Source organism: Pedobacter nanyangensis, assembly GCF_003313505.1.
GTDB classification, from domain to species: Bacteria; Bacteroidota; Bacteroidia; order Sphingobacteriales; family Sphingobacteriaceae; genus Pedobacter; species Pedobacter nanyangensis.
Map to the genome: position 1 here is coordinate 337159 of NZ_QMHO01000002.1, position 21731 is coordinate 358889.

Here is a 21731-nt window from a genome sequence, read left to right on the forward strand (position 1 = left end):
ACGACACTTTCTTTTAGCGTTAATTTAGCCGAAACATGTGGAAAAATCATTACTGAAAAAGTACGAAAACGTTTGCGTTTTACGCTTTCCTTTAATTTTGTTTTTGGCGGTGATTTACTTGAGTTTTTTCACTTGTATCGCATTTAAAACGGGTTTTCCTTCAATGCCTTTAAACGAAAGCCGAATACCCTTGTCATCGGTAACTGTGCATTCAAATTTTTGGTGTACACGTTGGGCGATACCATATTTAGCGGCTAAATTTAATGCCTTGATTATGGCTTTTCCATTCAAGTAAACATCAAAGATACGTTGCGGCGGAATTTCCTTACCTTCGGCAACCAAACTATCTAGGTTATAGGGCAAACTGGTTTGTATGCCGTTTCCCATCAGTTCAGCAAAATGTAAGGTAATTTCATATTTTCCTTTGGGCACAGTAAGCTGATAACCTTCTATGCCCACCTGCTGCGTTTGGTAGATAGGGTCGTTTTGGGTTCCAATGATATTTTTATCAGAGCCGTAGGCCATTCGGCTACTGTTTTTGATTTTGAAGGCCTCTCCTCCAATATGTCCCCAGGTATTGGTTTCATAGGCTTTGCTTGGCAGCCAAACTTGTTGCTGATCGTCGGTAAATTGTCTTTGTGAACCCATCAGGATATTAAAGGAATGTGTCCCACTTAAGAAGGCTTGCGGCTGTAATACAAAGTCAATGGTACTTTGGTCGGTATATGATTTTCTATTTTTATAGCCTTTGGCAACGATGATGTTTTTTCCTGGCTTAAGGCTGATATCCCAACTGGCCAATGCTTCGTTAAAGGCCTTTTTTTCATAGCTTTTACCGTTTACCATCAATGTTGCACTATCTAAATTGCTCATTACAGTTAGGTTTTGTTTGGCCTTAATGTCCGATCTTAATGTCCACGAGCCGTCGCCAATTTTGATATAAGGCGCCTGGCTAAAGTTTGCTTTATATAAGAAGTAGGTGTTTTTGGGTTTTCTGTCCAGTGTTAGCAGTCCTTTGTTGTTAATGCCGGGCATGGTTTCGCTTCTGGATTCAGAACTGAAATCTGCTAAATTCCAGGCAGCTGCGCCAGCAATAAAAGGGCGTTGCATAATGGCTTTGATATAGATTTGATGGTATTCCATCCCATATTCTAAACTTTTGTCGAACCTCATTGGAATATCTGCATGTATTCTCGGATCAATGTCTGCGCCGTACTCGGTAACCATCAATGGTTTATCGGGCATAGCGGCATGTATCTTATCCAGGTTAGGGCCAAAATCCGCCGATTTTCCGCCGTACCAACCTTGATAAAGGTTCCAGCCCACCACCATGGGAATTTTAGTTAAACCGGCATTGGTATATCCGTTAACATCGCCGTGATTGCTCATTAAGGTGTAGCGCAACGGATCCAGTTTTCGGGTTAAGTCTTCTAACTGCTGAGCAAGATTTTCAATGCTTTTTAAATAGGTTTTCTTTCGTTGTGGATCATTCCCGTAACGCATTTTAAGCAATACTTCGTTCATGTAGGCCCACATCACGATACTTGGGTGATTGTAGCCCTGCTTGATCATTTCTACCTGCATCGCTTTACAGTTATTGTAAAAGGCTTCACTTTCGGTGATTTCATTTACGATGGGAATTTCAACAGAGGCCAAAATACCTAAACGATCGCAGGCATCTAAAATGGCCTGGTCTTGTGGATAATGAGCCACACGCAGGAAATTTCCGCCCATTTCCTTGAGCATCTCCACGTCTTTAACTTGTAATGCTGTAGGTACGGCGTTGCCCATTTTGGCAAAGTCTTGATGCCGGCTGGCACCAATCAATTTCAATGGCGAACCGTTTAGGAAGAAACCTTTGTTGGCATCAAAGCTGAAATACCTTAATCCAATGTTTGTGCTGATTTCGTCTAATACGATATTTGTTTCAGGATCAATCAATTTGGTAGTTGCCCGGTAGAGGTATGGATTTTCAGGGGACCATAAAATGGGATTCTTGATTGCTATGGCTGGAAGCTGAAAAGCATCTGTACCTGTTATGGTGCTTTCACCAACTTTTTTAGCGGTTGCATCAGTAATGGTTGTGACTATTTTTAGCAGTTTGGCGGTGGCCTGATTAACCACATTCCCTTTCACCCGGATGGTAGCGTTTTGTTGGCCTACATTTTCGGCATGGATATAAACTCCATTGGTGCCGTACTGTGCTTCTCCAAAATGCGCTTCATTAACCACTACCAACGACACATTTCTGTATAGGCCTCCAAAGAAAGTAAAATCGCCCGATAGTGGGGCTATGGCCTCATTGTGACTGTTATCAACTTTAACAACAATTTCATCACTGCCATTAAACTTTAATCCGTTTAATGCAATGGTGAAACCAGTGTATCCGCCAATATGCTGCCCAATTTTTTTGCCGTTTAAATAAACTTCCGTTTCTTGGTTAGCGCCCCCAAAATCAAGGTATATTTTTTTGGCTTTCCAAGCAGGCAGTAACTGGAGCTTTTTCTTGTAATATCCCACTCCCCGGTAATAACCCGGTACATCATCTAATACATCGAAAGCATTCCAGGTATGTGGAATATTTACGGACGTGTATTTCAGTTGAGCATAACCTTGGGATTTCTGATCTTTAGAGAAACTCCAGTTTTGGTTGATATTGATGACCGTTCTGGGGGTGATATTTATTTTCGGCTGCGAAAAAACCTGAAAGAAGCTAAATAAAAGAAGAATAGTGAGTTTTGTTTTCAAGAAAATATTTTTAACGTGAGTGATGTGGTGAAGCTTATTAGAAATTATGATTATCAAGTTGGATCAATAAGGAGCATCCCTGTGGATGCTCCTCCAATCAACTAACCTATTTTATGAAAAAAAAATTGACTATTCAATTTTGTCCTTAGCGGGCACATTGCTTTCATAACCTATATAACCTTTGTTTTGGTTAATATGGCCAGTGGTATTAAACCTTTGTGCCGATGCTGGAACTGGCCATAAAACGTGATATGGTGCAATGGTGAACTTTACGCCTTGTAAGGTAGGGACGTTGTTTTTGTAAAAATCATTTTTCTCCATGATACGGTCATAGAAGAAATTATTATCAGAAAATGTGGCCAAATTATAAGTTTTACCGTTATAAGCTGGTTTGCCTGTTTGTGCAAAAATGAAGGCCATACGGGTTAACTCTGTTTTACGGCCTTCTTCCCAAAAAAGCTCCCTTGCACGTTCATCTAAAATGGTACCAATGGTAATTTTGCTGGCATCCGTTAAAAGTGCGGCATTGGCACGTCTTCTTACTTCATTGATATCGGCCATGGCCAAGCCTAAATCGCCTTTCCAATAGTGAACTTCGGCACGCAACAAATAAGTTTCTGCCAAACGGAATACATACCAGTCGGTATTGGTGCCACGAGGCGGATTCCAATAAGGATCAACCGCTAAGGCATTGGTTGAATTGATGAACACTTTATAGTGCGGCCAGCCAAACCAGTGGCGGATGGTATCTAAGGCACCATTTTGGAACCTTTGGGCAACGTTGGAAGAGTTATAAGGAAGAAGTGGCTGTCCGTATAGGGCCTTATCAGCGGCATTGCTGGAGTTTTTCAGTGCTGGATTGTTGTAAACCAGATCTGTCATATCCATCCACATACCTTTTGCATGCCTGTAGTCGGTATTGTCTGTCCAAATGTACTGCGTGCTATAGGGCGTACCACGGTATCTTCCAATCCCTCTGCCGTACATTCTGGTCAAAGGAATTTCCGCTGTTGCGGCGTCTGTCATTGCAGTAGCTCCTGATGGGGTTTTTACGTTGGCAAAGTGCCATGCCGGTACGGTGTTACGCATAAGCTGCGAACCGTTGCCAGTAGCGCCCAAATCGCGGAAAGCTTCTCTGTCCAATACTAAAAATAAGGCCTCCCGGTTTGACGGAATGGCTTTGTTGTCCATCCTATGCAAATCCCAGACTACATTTTTGGTGATATCACCAGCCGTGCTGCCAAAACGGGTAGTCATTAAGGCATATTTACCACCGTTGATGACATTATTTGCCGAAGCTAGGGCGTCGTCAAATTTGCCTAGTGCCAAGTTTACCTTGGTTAGCAAATGGCTCACTGCCCCTTTGGTGACATCGCCCCTGGCAACGTTATCAGATACCCAGGTTTGTGCAAACTCCAAATCCGCTTTCATTCTGGTCAAAATCACCTCGCGTTTGGTCGAATAGAAGTCGGTACGGGGCGCATCTAGGTCTTTTAACAATACCGGAACATCGCCAAATTGATGCACTAGCCTGTAGTAGAAATACGCTCTGTAGAAATATGCAGCGCCCAAAATGGCATTCTTTTCTGCATCGGAAGCATATTTTGGAATATCGATATTGGTAATAATGGTGTTGGCCTGTCTTATTCCGCGATACTGGGTAGTCCAATACCATCCAATTTTATTATAATCGTCGCTGTTCAAGTTGGCATCGGGAGTAATACGAGTTACCAAATCTTGGGCGGGTGTACTTTTATCGGTAGTACCTTCTACGGCCACATCTGAAAAGATAGACTCGGTTAACATAGGTGCCGAATCACCAAAATACTCGCTTCTTACTACTAACGATACCCCAGATAATGCAGAGCGCATTGCTCCAGGGGTGTTTAAGCTGATGGGCTGGTAGGTAGATAGCATATCGGTATCCAAGAAACTCTTTTTACAGCCCATATCGGCCAAGAAAAGTACTGATAAGCATGATACAGCAATTTTTTTATTTATATTTTTCATTTTCATTGATATTATAGAGAAACATTCAAACCTAAGGTGTAATATCTTGGCGTAGGTCCATTGTTTTCGGGATCCCAGAAATCCCAATCCTTGGTCCATACATAGGCGTTGTTTACGTTGGCATATATTTTGGCATTTTTCACTTTTACTTTGCTTAGTAAACTTTGCGGCAATGTATAAGCTACCGCTACAGAATTCAACCTGATGAAAGAATTGTCCCTGTACACATTGAAGCTGGTACCGCTTGTTCCTGAATTTAACCTTGAGTAATCGTTAATAGGGTTTGATGGGGTCCAATAAGGCACCTGGTACGAGCTCATACGGGCAAACCCCACACTACCAGGTTGGTTTTTAGCAGTGTTGTACTGTTTCAACTGCCCCCAGTTAGAAAGTAGCTGGAAGGAAACATCAAAATTTTTGAAGATGTTGAACTCGTTCCTCATGGCAAATATGAAGCGAGGCGTGGTGAAACCTAAAAAGTCTTTGTCTGCATCACCATATACGTAGTTTCCATCCCTATCTACCAGTTTAAAATCACCTGGCCTGATGGCCTTATTGAATTTGTTTGCTTCGGCAACTTCGTTTTCTTGCCAAACTCCGGCCACTTTGTAGTCCCAAACCACATTTATATCTCTTCCAATAAACCATCCGTTTGCAGGGTCATCGGCTGGGAATGCTAGTTTTACAATTTTGTTGCGGGAGAAGGACATGGTAAAATTGGTATTCCATTTAAAGTTGTTGCTGCTGTAGTTTCTGCTGTTCAAGGTAATGTCCATGCCCTTGTTTTTAATCTCCGCAAGGTTAGAATAAACGTATTCGTAGCCAGTTACATCGGGCAATCTTTGTTCAACTAAAAGGTTGTTGGTTTGCTTTGCATAATACTCCACTGTTCCACTTAAACGATCTTTTAGGATAGAGAAATCCAATCCAACGTTAAAAGCTTTGGTTTCTTCCCATTTCAAGTTGGAGTTGGCCATACGACTTCCGTTAGCTAAGGTGGTAATTGACACGAAGTTGCCGTTGGCGTCAACCCCTACTGCTTTACCGGTAGTAAGTACCGCTAATGCTGCATAGGGCTCTACCGTGTTGTTGGTAGGGTTGCGCAAATCTCTATTACCATTAACCCCGTACGACAAACGCAACTTACCATAGTTTAGCCATTTGATGTTTTTCATGAACGATTCTTCGGTGAAGGTCCAGGCTACTGCGGCCGAAGGGAAAGTTGCATCTTTGAAGTTGATGCCAAATACCGAATAACCGTCCTTTCTTAGGGACAAGGTAAGGTAGTAGCGTTGCAACAAGCTATAATTTAACCTAGCCATTAGGGCATCACCAGAGTAAACTTTATCTTCGGCATTTACGTTGGGTAAAATACCTGATGCCAGGTTGTGATAGCCCAGAAGATCACTTGGAATAAAGCCCGAGTTGCCCGCATTTGTCCACCAAGTTTGATATTTCTCGGCATTGGCCAATAAAGTAACATCTACGTTGTGTATTTTATTAAAGGTTCTGTTCCACTTCAATAAATTATCTACTTGCCAATTGTACCTTGTTTCATGAGCACGGGTAACCGATCCTCCAGGGGTAATTACATTAGGATTTTGGGAAGATAGGTGGTTAAATGTGCGGTACATATCGATACCAGGACTGAAATTTAACTGGTAAGTAATGCCAAACGGAAGCGTTATTTTGGTGTACAAACTACCAAACAAGGTGTTTTGCTTATTCAATCTGCTATTGTAGGTCATATCCAAAAATGGATTTCTGGCGTTTAAGCCCACATCATCTGTAGGAATCCTGCGCAAGCTACCGTCGGCATTGTATTTATCGCCATAGGGAGAAAGGTTGATCAACTGCCCCCAGTCTGCTTCAATAGCGCCTTCATCTCTAACTGCGTACTGGATGTTGGCGCCAACGGTCATAAATTTGGCAATTTGGCTTTCCAGATTGAGCCTGAACCTTACGGTGTTAAACTCCCCACCTTCAATTAGATTTTCGTTTTTTTGGTAGCCTAATGACATGTAGTACCTAATATCTTCTTTGTTACCGCTGATACTTAAGGTGTGGTCTTGTCTAAAACCTGTTCTGAAGATATCGTCATACCAATTGGTGGTTTTTCCTGCTAAATAATTTGCTTTTTCATTAGCGGTTAAGCCCAATCTGTTCAGCCATAAATCAACTGGATCTGTAGTGGTTTGTCCATTGAGCCATTGAGCCATGGTTACCCCGGCAGGCAGGTTTCTGGGGTCGTTGTAAATGTATGCAGGCGTTGAGGCGCCACTTCTCATCACGTCGGCACGCCAGTTTAAGAAACCAGGGCCATCGTAAGGCCGCATGTTTTGTGCCAGTTGCGCTAGTCCAACATTGGTGTTAAAGGTAATGGTAGGCTTGGATCCTGTTCCCTTTTTGGTGGTAATGGCCACTACGCCAGTGGCGGCTTTTGCACCGTAAACTGCCAGGGAACTTGCATCTTTAAGTACGTCAACGGTTTCAATATCATTAGGGTTGATATCTGATAGCTGGCCAAAGTAGATAATCCCGTCCAAAACAATAAGCGGTTCATTGCCTGCGGTCAATGTAGACTTTCCGCGAACCAATAATGCGCCCCCGCCTTTAGCGCTGGTGTTTAAGCCTACGCTCATGCCGGCAACGTTGCCTTTTAAGATATCGGCAACACTTTGAGGGTTTTCATTTTCTAATCTTGTTGCACTAACACTGGAAATAGCACCGGTAACGTCTTTCCTGCTGGCTGTACCGTAACCAATTACTACTACCTCTGATAGTCCCTTGGCATCTTCTTCGTCCAGGCTAACGGTAATGTTGGTTTTCCCCTCCAAGGCTATTTCTTTAGTTTTGTAGCCTATGCTGGTAAATACCAAGGTTGCATTTGGGCTATTGGTTCTGATGGCAAACTTTCCTGAGCCATTGGTTACTACCGATAATTGAGTGTCTTTTACTTTAACACCAACACCTGGCATTGGGGTACCAGAGGCGTCTGTAACAGTACCGGTGACTTCCGTTTGCACGTTTCTTTTAAATATTCGTAATGATTTTTCAGATTCAGCATTGTGGACACTAGCTGAGGCTTTAAGTTGCAGAAAAAAACACCAAAGAAGTACCATGGCTACATTCTGCAAAATCCTTTTGGATAGAATTTTACTCATACAGTTAAAAATTTGGTTTAATGGGTTATCGTCAAAAAAAAAAGCGTTTTGACAACCGTAAATATAGTGGTGTTAAGACGATATTTACAACAGTTTATCATATGTAAATAACTGGTAATTAGAATGTTGTATTTGATTTGATACGCTTAAATCACAACTGAAAAATAGAGTAAGTAACTGATTATTTGCCATATCAATACAGCGCAAAGCTCTATATTGATACGTTTAAAACGCATTAAAATAAATTGTAAAAAAATACGAAAACGTTTGCGCTGAAGGATGCAAAGATGGCATTTATGCCTTTTTGTCGAGTACTAATTTGGCCCAGCCAGATTTGCCCACGCCACGTAGGTCTTTTTTACGCTCGTCCATGACCTTTTTTACCTTGGATGCATAAGCCCAGCAGGTGCTTTGCCTGATACCAAGTTTTTCAGATAACTTGTGCGAGGAAATTGTTCCCTTGGAACTATACATCAGGTAAACCAGATAAAAGGCTTTGTTAATGGGAATACGGTTATTTTCAAAAATAGTGTGGTGTAATACCGATTCTTCATAGGCGCATTTGGTGCAGCGCCTGTTATAAGGTGTTTTACCATTACAATAATTGGTATGGCTACATTTTAAGCAAGTATAACCTCCGTTCCATTTCAGTTCCGAAAGAAATTTATAGCAGGCTTCTTTATCAGGATATTTTAAGCTGAATTCATCAAAATCAAGCTCAGTAGCATTTACACGAGCATCGGTAACTTTCTCAATGCTGGTTTTAAGGTTGATGTTATCATTTTCCAACAAAACGTTCATCCTGGAGATTTCTTCCGCTTGTTGTAAAAGCAGGTCGTTTTTTACCAAAAGCTCAGCATTTTGCTGTTCAATGGTTTCATTTTGTTTTTGTAAAGCAACGGCCTGCTGTTTTACCTCAATGGTTCGTTCCTCCACTTTGGCCTCCAGCTCTCTGTTCAAATTATCCTTCATTTCTGCATTTAACTGCATCTGTTTGATAATCTGTTTCTGGGCATTCTCTTTTTTCTTTTTTAGGATACGGACCTGATCGCCGATGGCAAAGGATAAAAACACCATTTCCAGTAAAAACCCAAAACTTAAGCTATAGAAGCCCAAGGCGCCGGGAATATGTCGGGCGTAGCCCAAAATATGGACAACCTTGATTATAAATCCGAGAAACAGGAATGAATAACCTACTACAAAGAATCGTGCCGGGCGGTATTTTTTGCGCCACAGAATATAAATGCCCGTGACAAATCCAATAGAAAGCGGGACAAACTCAATAAATTTATACTTAAACCAGTCGGGGTTATAAAGTATGCAAACAAGGAAAAACACCAAACGTAGCACGAGCACCACGTTAATCAATTTCGAAAATATTGGCGCTTTTTGCTTAACGTGCAATAGTTTCTTGGTAAAGATAAGTGCAAAGGAACTGATACAAAATAGTGCAATGCCATAGGCATATTCATTCCAGACAGGGTGCTGAGGCCAAAGATATTGGAAGGCGATGCCATCAATAGAAACTTCATACAGGCCCACACTTAAGATATACAAGATGTAGTATAGATATTGGCTTCTTCGTACAGCCAAATACATCAACAAATTATGGAAGCTGAAAATGAAGATCATACCATAGAACAAGCCATAGGTCAGGTATTCCGTTAGCCCGTATTGGATAAACCGTTCGATGGTTCTGAATACGATAATCACGTTCACCCTATCTTTTGATTTGACTTTGAAATAATAGTAGTACTCCCCTTTTTTGAGGTTTTTGATCAGAAATTCGAAGTTTTTGTGCCGGTATAAACGCTCTTTAAAAGATAGGTCAGCACCTGAGCGGGCATGTACGTATTTGCCATTTTCATCTGGAAAGTAAACGTCGATATAATCAGTAACCTGATCAAAAAACTCAATAACGCTTGATTTTTCAAAGTCGTCTTTAAACCGAACTTTTACCCTGTACCAATAAGTGGAGCTTCGGTGATAATTCTTGGGATAATAATCAATATTTGGCGTAAATTTATGTTGGTAGGCCTTACTTGAAATGGAGTCAAAGCTTAGTTTTCCGGTGGGGTCTTCTAGCTTTACAATTTCCTTCGATTTAAAAATATATTCGGCCGTATTTTTATCAAGCACTACCGTTTGTTGGGCACCAACTTTAACAAAAAACAGTAGGAATAGCAGAAATGAAAACGCTCGCGAGTAAATTTTAAACATTACAATGGGGTGCCAATATAATGGCTAGTTTTATTTGGTAACGTTAAATATAGTCACAAAAATTGAAAGAGGCACCCAAAATGCAAACTTTGGGTGCCTAAATCTTGATATCAAAAGATAATTTCTTAAGCATGGAAATGGTAAAGGAATACCACATCGCCGTTGTAGGCAGGTTTTGGTTGGTCTTTTATTTCCAAAATAATATTTACTACTACTTTGGTAGTGCCTCTTAAGTTTAAAATAGACTTTAAACTGGCCTTTAAGCGAACTTCGCTATCAACCGTTACCGCCTGGCCAAACTTCAGGCTTTCTATACCATAGTTGATTTCCATTTTAAGGTTGCCAATTTTAACGATCTGTTGCCATAGATATGGCACTAACGAAAGTGTTAAATAGCCATGTGCAATGGTGGTTTTAAACGGGCTCTCTACAGCAGCTCTTGCCGTATCCGTATGAATCCATTGATGGTCAAGCGTAGCATCGGCAAACTTGTTGATTTGCTCTTGCGTAATTTGGTACCAAGCAGATGTGCCCAATTCATTTCCCAAATAGGAAGCAAAATCATCATGGTTGTTAATTTCAATCATATAATAAGTATTAGTATTCTATAACAGTCCTTTAATATCTGCCGGCGAATAGTTGATAGATTTCAAGGTTTTATCATCTCCTTTGCGATAAACCAAAAACAAACCTTCTATTTCCTTAAAATAAGCGTCTACATTGTCTTTCTGTTTGTAATGGGCAATAGTTGCCTCAGCTTCTGCTACTGTTTTGCAGGCCTTACTCATGTTTGAGCGGTGTACTTCGTCAAAAAGTGCTTTAAATTTAGCCCCAAGGCCAAATTCTAGTACGGCACCTGCCAATACGTACTGCAAGTCACATAGGGCATCGGCCACTTCAACCAAATCATTGTTATCTACGGCCTCCTGTAGCTCTTTTAGCTCCTCGGCAATTAAATCTATCCTCAATTTGCTTCTTACTTTAGATGGGATGGCCGCCTGTTCCACAATCGGATGTTTAAAAGTATGGTGAAACTCTGCTACTTGGCTTAAAGCACTTAAATCTTCCATAATGATATTTTTAAGAATGCTAAGGTTTAACAATTTAGGATGAATAGCAAATTTTCTTATCAACATACAAAAGCATGCGAACCGTGATATTTGGCAAACGGTACGCTAAAATGTTGAACTTCATTATTTGGCTATATTTTTATAGATTTGCTTGTCACTTAATAATATTTTTGATTGTTGGAAAATCTATCAATATTTAAATTAAGTCTGCCTTTTACCAAGTTTCTCAATTCTAAAAACTTTTTTGTTTTAACGCTTGTATTTTTTTCCTTTTTGGGCTGTACTTCCAATCACAAGCCCAATGCAGAGCAAAAGAAAACCATATCTGTTAATTTCAAGCGAGTAGATAGCGTTTATCTGACCAGTAACCTGGAGGCAACAGTGCGGCTTTTAGATAGTTTGAAGCCTCAAATTGATGTCGAAGATATTGATGGGCTCACGAACTACTATTATTACATGGGGGTATCTAGCTATAAGGATACCCTATCGATGAACCGTTATGCGGATAGCGCTTTAGCCTTATTTGAAACTACTGAGCGCCAAGTGCAATACCCCATGGCCTTTGCCAAAGCATTGATGTTAAAAAGCGATGTTTATGTGTTCTTCAAAAAATATGATAAGGCCCTGGAAAACTATTTCAAGATAAAATCAACCCTGAACAAGGTGGACGATCCTTTGGTGTATGCGGGTTATATTACCCGTATTGCACAACTTTATTACGTTCAAAATTTATTTAAGCAAGCAGCCAGATACCATTTAGAGGCATTTGATATTATTGAAAATGTAAAGGGAGTAAATGCCAGAAGTGTTTTTTATCTAAAACAAGGGGCGCTTAACAATGCCGGATTTTCCTATGAAAAAGCTGGGATGTTGGATAGCGCTGCTTTCCTATATCAAAAAGGACTGTTGTTTATTAAAGCACAGTTGGAGAAAAAAACGGTCACCACCAATCAATATAACCAGTCCCGGATTGTTATTTTAGATAATTTTGGAGGCCTGATGGCCAAACGTGGAGATTTACTTTTGGCCGAGAAGCTGCTCGAGGAGAGTATTGCATTGGATAGTTACGCTCACGAAGACATTAAAATTACGGCCTTCATCAAGCTGGCAGATGTGTACCGCAGGTTAAATAAGCTGAAACAGGCTGATTCGTTATTTACCGTTGCCAAGAATGTAATTGAAGAAACACCGTTTGACCCCTACTTGTTTAAACCAAGATGGAACAAAGCTAGAAGCGAGTTATATGTGACCGAGGGTAACTACAAAGCTGCCTATCAACTGCTTGCCAGGTACACCGCCGAGATGGATAGTATTAATGCAGAAAATGAGCTGTCGAGGGTTGATTTGAATGTTCGGTTCCAAAACAAACAAATAGCGCAAGATTTAGCATTGCTTACCAAAACCAATGAGGATATCACCTTTTACCTGGTATGTGCGGCTATTTTCATCTTGATGCTGATCTATATCGTTTTTTTGGTGATTAAAAATGCCAAACAGGCACGTAAAACTGAAAAAGCATCTGTAAAGCACAGTGTGGAACTGGAGAAAGCGATGGTGCGTTTGGAAAACAGGAATAAAGATTATGCCAAGATGATGAAGGTAATGGCCCACGACCTGAAAAATCCACTAGGCGGTATGGTAGGCATTAGTAACCTATTATTGGAAGAAAAGCGATTTTTAGAAGATGACCGGGAAATGCTTCAACTTATTTCAAGCTCGGGAAACAATGCCATAGAAATGATCAACCAGCTGCTCAACTCTAACCTGGCCATCGAAAACGAAGTGCTTACCAAGGAGAAACTCGACCTACAACACCTCCTACGCCAATGTACGGAGCTTTTGCAGTATAAAGCCGACGAGAAGCAGCAGAAAATTATTTTCGTTAGCGGCGGACCAGTCTTTTTACAGCTAAGTAGGGAAAAGATATGGCGGGTTTTCAACAACCTTATTGTTAATGCCATTAAATTTAGTCCGGCTGGTAGTGTTGTAAAAGTAGTTTTGGAGCGTCTACAAAAAGGAGTTAGAATAGCGGTAATTGATCAGGGTATAGGCGTACCAGACCAAGACAAGCAACGGATTTTCGAAATGTTTACCGCCGCAAAGCGACCTGGAACCGCTGGCGAGCAACCTTTTGGGATTGGCCTATCCATTTGCAAACAAATTATAGAAAGCCACCAAGGCAAAATATGGCTAGAGGATAATCGTGACGGTGGTACCATCTTTTACGTGGAACTGCCGCTAAGCTAAATAATCAGCCTGTTGGCTTAAAATAAAACGATATTTGCTGAAAATCGATGCTTTAGAAACCAAGCCAACGTAATTTCCAAAATTATCTACTACCGGCAACACCCATAAATTGTCGGCCTCCATCCTATTTAGCACCAGTTTAACATCGGTATTAATGGTTACGGGACTAATTTCAGTACACATCAAATCATTTACCTGTAGGTTGGAGGTTTGATCAGCCACAACTTGTTCCAAAATAGTATCAACATAAACAACCCCCTTAAATTTACCATTAATGTCCACCACAGGAAATACGTTTCGTTTTGATTTTAAGACGCTGTTCAATCTATCCCTCAATGAATCGTTGGCCATCAATATCAGATGGTTTTTTTCCACCAGGCTTCTTAGGCTCATCATGTTAAGAACGGTAGTGTCCTTATCCGAATGGTGCGACAGCTCTCCCTTATCAACCAGTGGTTTGGTATAAATGGAGTATTTATTTACGCTCCTGTTGATCAGGTATGCGATAGCGGTGGTAATCATCAAAGGCACCATCAGTATATACCCGCCAGTAATCTCGGCAATTAAAAATATGCCCGTTAAAGGGGCGTGCATTAACGAGCCCAACGCTGCTGCCATTCCGGCAACAATAAAATTGGCGGTATTTACCTGGGCCAAACCAGAAATGTTGATGCAGTACGCCAAGGTAAAACCAATTAAACCTCCAATAATTAAACTCGGTGCAAATGTACCTCCATTGCCACCAGCCGATAAAGTTACCAGTGTAGCTACTGATTTTAGCATAATCGTAGCAATCAAGAACGCAATTACCGCTAAAGGCAAATTGCTAAACTGCGCAAAAATACTGTTGCTGATAACCGTATTGTAGTCACCTTTTAACAAGTTGTTAATGGTAATATAGCCCTCGCCATACAACGTAGGGAACAAAAAAATGAGCACGCCTAAAATAAAGCCCCCAAGCGCTACCTTTTGGTAAGGATTTTTGATTTTATAGAAAGCACCTTTGATACGGCCATTTATCTTTCCAAAATAAATAGAATAAAGCCCAACCAAAACCGCCAAAACAACATAAAAGCCCAAAGCGTTAATTTTCCAGCCTTCGGTAACGAGGTAAAATAACTGTTCATTGTAAAATAACCGGGCCACCACCGAGGCAGTTGCCGCCGATAACAATAAAGGAATAAAAACTGGGATGGTAAACTCCGGGAGCAATATTTCAATGGCAAAAACAATGCCCGCAATAGGGCTGTTAAATGCTCCCGCAATTCCCGAAGCCGCACCACAGGCCAGCAGCAAAGTTGTTTCCCGATAGCTTAGGCCTAAAAACCTCCCCAACGTTGAGCCTATAGATGCTCCGCTGGTAGCTATTGGGGCCTCCAAACCAGTAGAGCCGCCAAAGCCAACTGTAATGGCCGAAGTAATGATTTGCGAATAACTATTATGGGGCTCTACCTTGCTCGATTTTTTGGAAATAGCATAAAGCAATGGCGTTAAACCTGTTTCAAAACTTCCTTTCTTAATAAACCTACGGACATAAAGTACCGACAAAAAGATACCAATGGTAGGAAATAAAAGATAGAGGTAATACTTGTATTGCCACTGTAAATCAGTTTGTAAAAAATGTTCTATCCTGTGGGTAATGCCCTTTAAAAGCGAAGCCGCCAACCCAGCCAATATCCCTACCAAAATAGAAGCAATGATCAGAAAATTCTTGTTCGAAATTTTGCTTTGTCTATATTGGTTAAAACGGTCTACAAAATTTACAAACTTGATGTACATCACCATTATTTTTAGTTTAAGGACTAACTATCAAACTTGTCCAATAGTTTCAATAAAGTAGCAAAATCTTTGGGGTATGGCGCTTCCACCAAAATATCCTGTCCATCCAAGCCCTTAAAGGCAATTTGTTTGGCATGCAGCGCAAAACGCTTCATAACAGGCTGTTCCTCTTCGTCGGTTAAACGATAGCCCCTTTTAATTTTCGATAGAAAAACAGGTTTACCCCTATACATGGTATCCCCGCAAATAGCCGCACGTTGGGTAGCTAAATGTATTCTAATTTGGTGCATGCGGCCCGTTACAGGCTTGCACTCCACCAAAGTATAATGCTTGTAGTATTTTAACGAGTTAAAGTAAGTTTCGGCACGTTTGCCCTCCTGCCGGTCAATGGTTACGTTTTTGTTGCCGTCATTCAAAATTGGCAAATCCACAAAAAGGTGGTCAAACTGAAACTGCCCATCAACCACCGCATGATAAATTTTGCTCACTTTTCGTTTCTCAAACTGTATCGAAAGGCTACGGTAAGCCTCTGGATTTTTGGCAATGACTATTGCCCCCGAAGTTTCCTTATCCAACCTGTGGCAAATCTGCGCATCTTCCGTGTACAACTTGGCCAAACGTAAAATGTTTACTTCGCCCGCACCGGCAGCACCTCGTTCGTCTAGTGAAGCCACAAAAGGAGGTTTATTGATCACGATATAATCGTCGTTTTCAAATAGGATAAGGTCTTTAAAATTCGGATATTTCAAAAGGATATAAATTAAAGGTGCAAAAATACAATACATTTAGCAATTTATTGGCTATATCGTAGCTGTAATTTCCTGATATCAATTTTAAGAAGAGCAATTTCCTGCGCCTTTTGGTCCCGAAAGTCCTGCTATCCGCCTTTACACCCTCGTTGTGTTGCACTTCACTCGGTGGTATCGGCTGCTATCAGGTCTAATTTGCAAAGCATGTGCAAGTAGTTATAGCGATCCTTGTACCGAAACGAATGAATATCTAAATTAGCGAAAAAATAAGCTGATGTACTTTTTGGGCTAGTCCCCAACATATTTTAGTCAATACAGCAGCTCAAATCATTACATTTAACCAAAAAATAATGAGTCATACCACATTAGGATGGATAGGTTTAGGCAACATGGGAAATCCTATGGCCAAAAATCTGATCAAAGCAGGCTATCCTGTATCCGTTTATAACCGCTCTGCCGATAAAACAGCAGATTTTAAGGCTTCAGCTACCGTTTGTGAAACGATTAGCCAATTGGTACAAACAAATGAAATTGTCTTCACGATGCTTACCAATGATGAAGCCGTTAAACAAGTTTATGCCGAAATACTTAAGGAGAACTTGGAGGGCAAGCTTTTTATTGATTGTAGTACCATTTCTCCAGAATGCTCATTGGCCATAGCACAACAAATTAAGGCTAAAAATGCTGGTTTTATTGACGCTCCAGTAGCAGGCAGTACCCAACCAGCAGCAGAGGGCACATTGATCATAATGGTTGGAGGCGATGAAAAAGACCTTGCGAAGGCCCAGCCTTATTTTGATCAACTAGGTAAGTTAACCAAACATCTGGGCGAAAATGGTAAGGGTATTGCAGCCAAGTTATCCATCAACTATTTTCTTTCATTAATTTATGAAGGCTTGGCAGAAACGGTTCTGCTATCTGAAAAATTGGGGATCCAACGTAAGGACATGCTGGAAATCATCAACCAAAGTGCCAGCGGAAGTGGCGCCACCAAGGTTAAAACACCGTTGTTGATCCAAGACAGCTATCCAGCGGCTTTTGCGTTGGATTTGATGCTTAAAGATATTTTATTGGCCCAAAAGGCAGGTGCCAATTTCCCATTGTCTGAAGCGTTAATCAACACTTATCAAGTTGCACACGATCAAGGATTGGGTAAAGATGACGTGATCGGGATTATCCAATCATTCAAGTAGTATTTGAGTTGTTTCGTCATTTCGACTGGAGCGCAGTCCCCAATATTCGGGAGAGAAATCTTTCGACTAAATACTCTTAATTAAATGTTTGAAAGAGACCTACGAAGTTTCGAAAACTTCGTAGGTCTCAAACAGCATACATTAATCAATCACCATTTCTGGTACATCATCGTCAGCATATAGCTTACCAGCCGTAGCCTCCCTAATTTCGGCTACGCTTACCCCCGGGGCTCTTTCCAGTAATTTAAAGCCTCCTTCGGGCAGTACATCCAAAACGGCCAATTCGGTAACAATTTTTTTAATACATCTTACGCCCGTTAATGGCAGGGTACAAGTTGGTAGCAACTTGCTTTCACCTGCTTTATTTACATGTTGCATGGCTACTATAATGTTTTTGGCCGATGCTACCAAATCCATCGCCCCTCCCATTCCCTTCACCATTTTCCCCGGGATTTTCCAGTTGGCGATGTCGCCATTTTCCGAAACTTCCATAGCTCCCAAAATGGTCAGGTCTATTTTTTGGGCCCTGATCATGCCAAAGCTCATGGCCGAGTCGAAGATGGCAGAACCGGGCAAAGTGGTAATGGTTTGCTTACCAGCATTGATCAAATCAGGATCTTCGTCCCCTTCCAAGGGAAACGGGCCCATGCCCAATAAGCCATTTTCTGATTGTAGCACTACATTAACACCATCTGGGATATAATTGGCAACGAGTGTAGGGATGCCAATCCCCAAATTAACATAGTAACCGTCTTTTATTTCTTTAGCGATACGTTTCGCTATGCCGTTTTTATCTAACATAAGTTAATTGGTTGATGTCGTAATTTAAACAAGTTCTAGGGATTGCTTCGTCGTTCCTCCTCGCAAAGACGAGAATGGTGACGTTATTGCAAGCTTTGCGAAGCAATCTTTGGAGATTAATAATTATCTCATTACCTAATCTCTCTTTCTTACCGTTCTCTGTTCAATTCGCTTTTCATAGTCCTTACCTTGGAAAATCCGGTGTACATAAACGCCGGGTGTATGGATGTGATCAGGATCTAATTCCCCTACTTCTACCAATTCCTCTACTTCGGCAATGGTAATTTTACCAGCCATGGCCATTATCGGGTTAAAGTTTCTACTGGTAGAGCGGAAGATCAAATTCCCTGTTGTATCGCCTTTCCAGGCTTTTACAATGGCAAAATCAGCGTCAAAAGCATATTCCATCAGGTAATCTTTACCGTCAAAATTCCTAACTTCTTTACCTTCGGCAACTTCGGTGCCTACTCCTGCGGGGGTAAAAATAGCGGGCATACCATATCCTGCCGCCAAGCAACGGGTGGCTAAAGTTCCTTGCGGAATAAGTTCTACCTCAAGTTCACCACTTAATAACTGCCGTTCAAATTCTGCATTTTCACCCACGTAAGATGAAATCATTTTCTTTACCTGGTGTTGTTTCAACATCAAGCCAATGCCAAAATCATCTACGCCAGCATTGTTGGAAATACAGGTTAAATTTCTGGTGCCTTTTTTAACCAAGGCAGCGATGCAGTTTTCGGGGATACCGCACAAACCGAAACCGCCCAACATCAGGGTTTTACCATCCATAATGTCAGCGATGGCCTCATCGGCATTTGCTACAACTTTGTTGATCATATTTGGTGTGTTTTGCCACTAAAATAGGATTAATCTATCGCTTTGCAAAAGCGAAATATGGTTCACAATATTGTACAGGCTACACTAAGGCATTGTTTATAATGAAGATTAACAACTGATTAAGGAATAGCTGAAGCCTATAGTCTATTTGTAAATTTCTACAATCTTATCACCTGAGTTATTGCTTGTACATAAGTATATTTTACCTTCCGGCGATTGGCAAACGGCTCTAATCCGTCCAAAATCACCCACAAACAAGTCTTTGGTTTCAGCTATGGCGGTTTGAGTTTCATTTAGGATTAACTGCCTTAGCCTGGTACCTTTTAACAAGGCTAATAACAAGGAGTTTTTAAATTGCGGAATGTAGTTTGAGTTGTAATAGATCATCCCGCTTGGGGCAATGGTTGGTGTCCACTGCAAGATAGATTCTGCTACATTATTCTGGTTACAAAAGGCAGTTTCATTACTTGCATCGCATTTGCCTCTTACGGTTGGCCAGCCATAATTACGCCCTTTTTCAATGATATTGATTTCATCATCCGTATCAGGACCGTGCTCTGAGGAAAATAACTTGTTGCCTACCAAGGCCAAACCTTGGGGATTACGGTGGCCAAAAGACCAAACCGGATTGTTGGGAAACGGATTATCGGCTGGAATACTCCCATCTAAATTAAGGCGCAATATCTTGCCTGCTAAAGCGTTCAAATTTTGAGGTGTACTGGTATCGGCAGCATCGCCAGTAGTGACCAATAGTTTATCACCAACAATCAATAATCTTGAACCATTATGAATATTGGCGGCAGGAATATTATCCAACAAAGTTTGTGGACTTGTTAGGCTGTTGTTGTTGTAGGTGAACCTCACCAGTTTGTTTTTGTAAGGATTTCCGTAGCCGTAAAATACATACACATAAGGATTTGATCCAAAACTTGGATGAAGTGCCATTCCCAATAAACCGCCTTCGCCTTGCGAAATTACCTCGGTAATGCTATGTAGTAACGTTACTTGGCCATTGGCGGGATTTAATCGGCTGATTTTTCCCGATTTTTCGGTGAACCAGATCAGGTTGTCGGGGCCATACACCAGTTCCCAAGGTAAAGACAGGTTGGAAACCAGTGTCCTCGTTTTGATGTCTGCCGGTGTGTCATCGTCGCCACGGTTATCTCGGTCTTTTTTACATCCAATACTCAAGAGCAATATGCCAAAAACAATCCACAACTTTTTCATATCCTAATATTTTAAGGACACAACAATCGGAAGCCGCTTTTGGTTTATAATCAGTTAAATAGACTACTTGGTTGTGCCTGGTTAATACATATCCAGAGTTCGATATCTATGGTTTAATTATTGATTAGCCAGTAGAACTGATGCTGAACTAAATTCAGCATGACGGAGCGTCGACTTAGCGTCACCCTGTGACCGGTAGCAAAGCGGAAAGCTATGTAATAAACCGAGCCTTGGCGAGCTCACCGAAGGTAATTTAGTTCAGGGTCAGCGATATCGAAATAGTTAAACATTTATAAATTAGCGCACATAGTTTCTGATGATAAAGTCTTCCGTGAAACCAAGCCTTTTATAAATTCCCTTTCCCAGTTCAGATGCCTGTAAAGTGGCATAAGGAATGCCAGCGGCAATGGCTCTATTGAGCAAAATGCACATAATTTCCTCTGCAAACCCTCTCTTTCTCATTTCTGGAACAATCCCTACCCCATGTATACCTGCTACTTGTTCGCTAGGATAATAAATAGCCGTACCTACCAATTCATCCTTGAAATAAAAAAGATGGTATTCAATTTCATTCATCGTGCGGTTAAGTGTTTCTTCACTAATCACATATCCAAAACATTTGGGGTAAACCCCGGCCCAAAGCCTTGCCTGATTTGCATTGAGTACTCTTTTGAATGTTAATGATTTAGATGAAGTAAACGACTTATTTAATTGAAGTGACATACCCGTTTGAAACGATTTTTGGGTAAAACCTTCCGATGCTATTTCTAAGCCTTTACTGGGGTAAATATCCCAATGGGGAAAAACCAAAGTTTGCTCACATGATGCCATTTGATGAGTTAGGGCCGTTAAAAGTTCTTGCGCAAGTGGTTGCTTAGTCCATATTTTATTGGGCCACTCAGCGTTTTTCACTAAGCTCAATTCGTAACCGTTTTCGTTTGTATAAAGCCCTGCCGCCTGGCCAACTTTAGACCACAGGGCGGTAAGGTTGGCTATATTTAATTGATTAATATCTTCCATGAGGGCAAAGTTCCGATACTTGTCAGGAAAAAACATTTACATATGTTGATTTTGATCTTATTTTAAATCTTTTCTTATCCGACTTAATTGTGTAGGTGTAATTCCCAAATGTGAGGCTATATGATGTAATGAAATCTTTTGATCAATATCAGGATATCTTTCCCTGAATTTTTGATACCTGACGCTGGCAGTTTCCATCACTAAGGACACTTCTCGTTGTTCTTTATCAATCACCCATTCTTTTTCTAAATAGGCGATGTAATAGTTTTTTAGGTCATCTTTTTCATGAATGAGCTGTTTGAACTTACTGAAGTTGATACTGAGCAATACGCTGTCATTTAGTGCTTGCAGGGTAAATGAAGACGGTTTTTGTAGCAAGGCCGAAACCATTGAACCTACCATTTTACCTGGCAAGAAAATGCTTTTGTTATAGGTGTGCCCCTGCTGATCACTAGAATAGGCCCTGACCACCCCAGTGCATAAGAAATAGATATTTTTGGCGATATCTCCCTCGTTGAGTAAAATTTCATTTTTAGAGATTCGTTGAAATTTAACTAGCGCTTTAACTAATTCAAATGAAGATGAAGTGATGCTCGAATAATGGGATAAGTAAGTTTCTAAATTATCCAAATACAGTACTTTATCTTCATTTGAGATGTTCATAAG

15 protein-coding genes are annotated in these 21731 nt (G+C 40.9%); 2 read left to right on the forward strand and 13 right to left on the reverse strand.

Going from position 1 to position 21731, the window contains the following annotated elements; all coding sequences use genetic code 11:
• Positions 1–114: 114 nt before the first annotated feature.
• From DUT71_RS04585 to DUT71_RS04610, 6 genes are all read right to left on the reverse strand, one after another.
• Positions 115–2748 (reverse strand): glycoside hydrolase family 2 TIM barrel-domain containing protein, encoded by a 2634-nt coding sequence (locus DUT71_RS04585; RefSeq protein ID WP_162795943.1) that lies wholly within the window; start codon positions 2746–2748, stop codon positions 115–117.
• Between the two features lie 129 nt (positions 2749–2877).
• Positions 2878–4758 (reverse strand): RagB/SusD family nutrient uptake outer membrane protein, encoded by a 1881-nt coding sequence (locus tag DUT71_RS04590; protein WP_240186852.1) that lies wholly within the window; start codon positions 4756–4758, stop codon positions 2878–2880.
• 11 nt (positions 4759–4769) lie between these two features.
• Positions 4770–7922 (reverse strand): SusC/RagA family TonB-linked outer membrane protein, encoded by a 3153-nt coding sequence (locus DUT71_RS04595; RefSeq protein WP_240186853.1) that lies wholly within the window; start codon positions 7920–7922, stop codon positions 4770–4772.
• Between the two features lie 294 nt (positions 7923–8216).
• Positions 8217–10142 (reverse strand): 7TM diverse intracellular signaling domain-containing protein, encoded by a 1926-nt coding sequence (locus DUT71_RS04600; RefSeq protein WP_113661348.1) that lies wholly within the window; start codon positions 10140–10142, stop codon positions 8217–8219.
• Positions 10143–10267: 125 nt separating this feature from the next.
• The gene (locus tag DUT71_RS04605; RefSeq protein ID WP_113661349.1) at positions 10268–10729 is read right to left on the reverse strand and encodes a MaoC family dehydratase; all 462 of its coding nucleotides are present in this window, start codon (positions 10727–10729) and stop codon (positions 10268–10270) included.
• Between the two features lie 18 nt (positions 10730–10747).
• Positions 10748–11212 (reverse strand): pyrophosphohydrolase domain-containing protein, encoded by a 465-nt coding sequence (locus DUT71_RS04610; protein WP_113661626.1) that lies wholly within the window; start codon positions 11210–11212, stop codon positions 10748–10750.
• Between the two features lie 177 nt (positions 11213–11389).
• Here DUT71_RS04610 and DUT71_RS04615 point away from each other — a divergent pair, with 177 nt between their 5' ends.
• Positions 11390–13459, forward strand: a complete 2070-nt coding sequence (locus DUT71_RS04615) for a sensor histidine kinase (protein ID WP_162795944.1) — start codon at positions 11390–11392, stop codon at positions 13457–13459.
• On the opposite strand, the gene DUT71_RS04620 is transcribed toward DUT71_RS04615, so the two are convergent.
• Positions 13451–15238 (reverse strand): chloride channel protein, encoded by a 1788-nt coding sequence (locus DUT71_RS04620; RefSeq protein ID WP_113661627.1) that lies wholly within the window; start codon positions 15236–15238, stop codon positions 13451–13453. The two genes, DUT71_RS04615 and DUT71_RS04620, sit on opposite strands and share 9 nt — an antisense overlap.
• Before the next feature lie 23 nt (positions 15239–15261).
• The gene (locus DUT71_RS04625) at positions 15262–15987 is read right to left on the reverse strand and encodes an RluA family pseudouridine synthase (protein ID WP_113661628.1); all 726 of its coding nucleotides are present in this window, start codon (positions 15985–15987) and stop codon (positions 15262–15264) included.
• A 350-nt stretch (positions 15988–16337) separates the two neighbouring features.
• Here DUT71_RS04625 and DUT71_RS04630 point away from each other — a divergent pair, with 350 nt between their 5' ends.
• The gene (locus DUT71_RS04630) at positions 16338–17180 is read left to right on the forward strand and encodes an NAD(P)-dependent oxidoreductase (protein WP_113661351.1); all 843 of its coding nucleotides are present in this window, start codon (positions 16338–16340) and stop codon (positions 17178–17180) included.
• Between the two features lie 141 nt (positions 17181–17321).
• On the opposite strand, the gene DUT71_RS04635 is transcribed toward DUT71_RS04630, so the two are convergent.
• The 5 genes from DUT71_RS04635 to DUT71_RS04655 form a co-directional block, all read right to left on the reverse strand.
• Complete coding sequence (locus DUT71_RS04635; protein ID WP_113661352.1) at positions 17322–17981, reverse strand: 3-oxoacid CoA-transferase subunit B; 660 nt, start codon at positions 17979–17981, stop codon at positions 17322–17324.
• Between the two features lie 135 nt (positions 17982–18116).
• On the reverse strand, positions 18117–18818 hold the full coding sequence (locus tag DUT71_RS04640; protein WP_113661353.1) for a CoA transferase subunit A: 702 nt from the start codon (positions 18816–18818) through the stop codon (positions 18117–18119).
• Between the two features lie 144 nt (positions 18819–18962).
• Positions 18963–20045, reverse strand: a complete 1083-nt coding sequence (locus DUT71_RS04645; protein WP_113661354.1) for a PQQ-dependent sugar dehydrogenase — start codon at positions 20043–20045, stop codon at positions 18963–18965.
• A 297-nt stretch (positions 20046–20342) separates the two neighbouring features.
• Positions 20343–21101 carry a GNAT family N-acetyltransferase gene (locus DUT71_RS04650; protein WP_113661355.1) on the reverse strand — a complete coding sequence of 253 codons (759 nt, stop codon included), beginning with the start codon at positions 21099–21101 and terminating at the stop codon, positions 20343–20345.
• A gap of 21 nt (positions 21102–21122) precedes the next feature.
• Complete coding sequence (locus tag DUT71_RS04655) at positions 21123–21728, reverse strand: Crp/Fnr family transcriptional regulator (RefSeq protein ID WP_113661356.1); 606 nt, start codon at positions 21726–21728, stop codon at positions 21123–21125.
• Positions 21729–21731: the final 3 nt, after the last annotated feature.

What these genes read in the sequence shown, in the direction of transcription:
- DUT71_RS04640 (WP_113661353.1), bottom strand. Translation starts at nt 18,818, where the DNA reads ATGATCAACAAAGTTGTAGCAAATGCCGATGAGGCCATCGCTGACATT.
- DUT71_RS04645 (WP_113661354.1), bottom strand. Translation starts at nt 20,045, where the DNA reads ATGAAAAAGTTGTGGATTGTTTTTGGCATATTGCTCTTGAGTATTGGA.
- DUT71_RS04630 (WP_113661351.1), top strand. Translation starts at nt 16,338, where the DNA reads ATGAGTCATACCACATTAGGATGGATAGGTTTAGGCAACATGGGAAAT.
- DUT71_RS04655 (WP_113661356.1), bottom strand. Translation starts at nt 21,728, where the DNA reads ATGAACATCTCAAATGAAGATAAAGTACTGTATTTGGATAATTTAGAA.
- DUT71_RS04600 (WP_113661348.1), bottom strand. Translation starts at nt 10,142, where the DNA reads ATGTTTAAAATTTACTCGCGAGCGTTTTCATTTCTGCTATTCCTACTG.
- DUT71_RS04590 (WP_240186852.1), bottom strand. Translation starts at nt 4,758, where the DNA reads ATGAAAAATATAAATAAAAAAATTGCTGTATCATGCTTATCAGTACTT.
- DUT71_RS04650 (WP_113661355.1), bottom strand. Translation starts at nt 21,101, where the DNA reads ATGTTTTTTCCTGACAAGTATCGGAACTTTGCCCTCATGGAAGATATT.
- DUT71_RS04595 (WP_240186853.1), bottom strand. Translation starts at nt 7,922, where the DNA reads ATGAGTAAAATTCTATCCAAAAGGATTTTGCAGAATGTAGCCATGGTA.
- DUT71_RS04605 (WP_113661349.1), bottom strand. Translation starts at nt 10,729, where the DNA reads ATGATTGAAATTAACAACCATGATGATTTTGCTTCCTATTTGGGAAAT.
- DUT71_RS04610 (WP_113661626.1), bottom strand. Translation starts at nt 11,212, where the DNA reads ATGGAAGATTTAAGTGCTTTAAGCCAAGTAGCAGAGTTTCACCATACT.
- DUT71_RS04635 (WP_113661352.1), bottom strand. Translation starts at nt 17,981, where the DNA reads ATGTTAGATAAAAACGGCATAGCGAAACGTATCGCTAAAGAAATAAAA.
- DUT71_RS04620 (WP_113661627.1), bottom strand. Translation starts at nt 15,238, where the DNA reads ATGTACATCAAGTTTGTAAATTTTGTAGACCGTTTTAACCAATATAGA.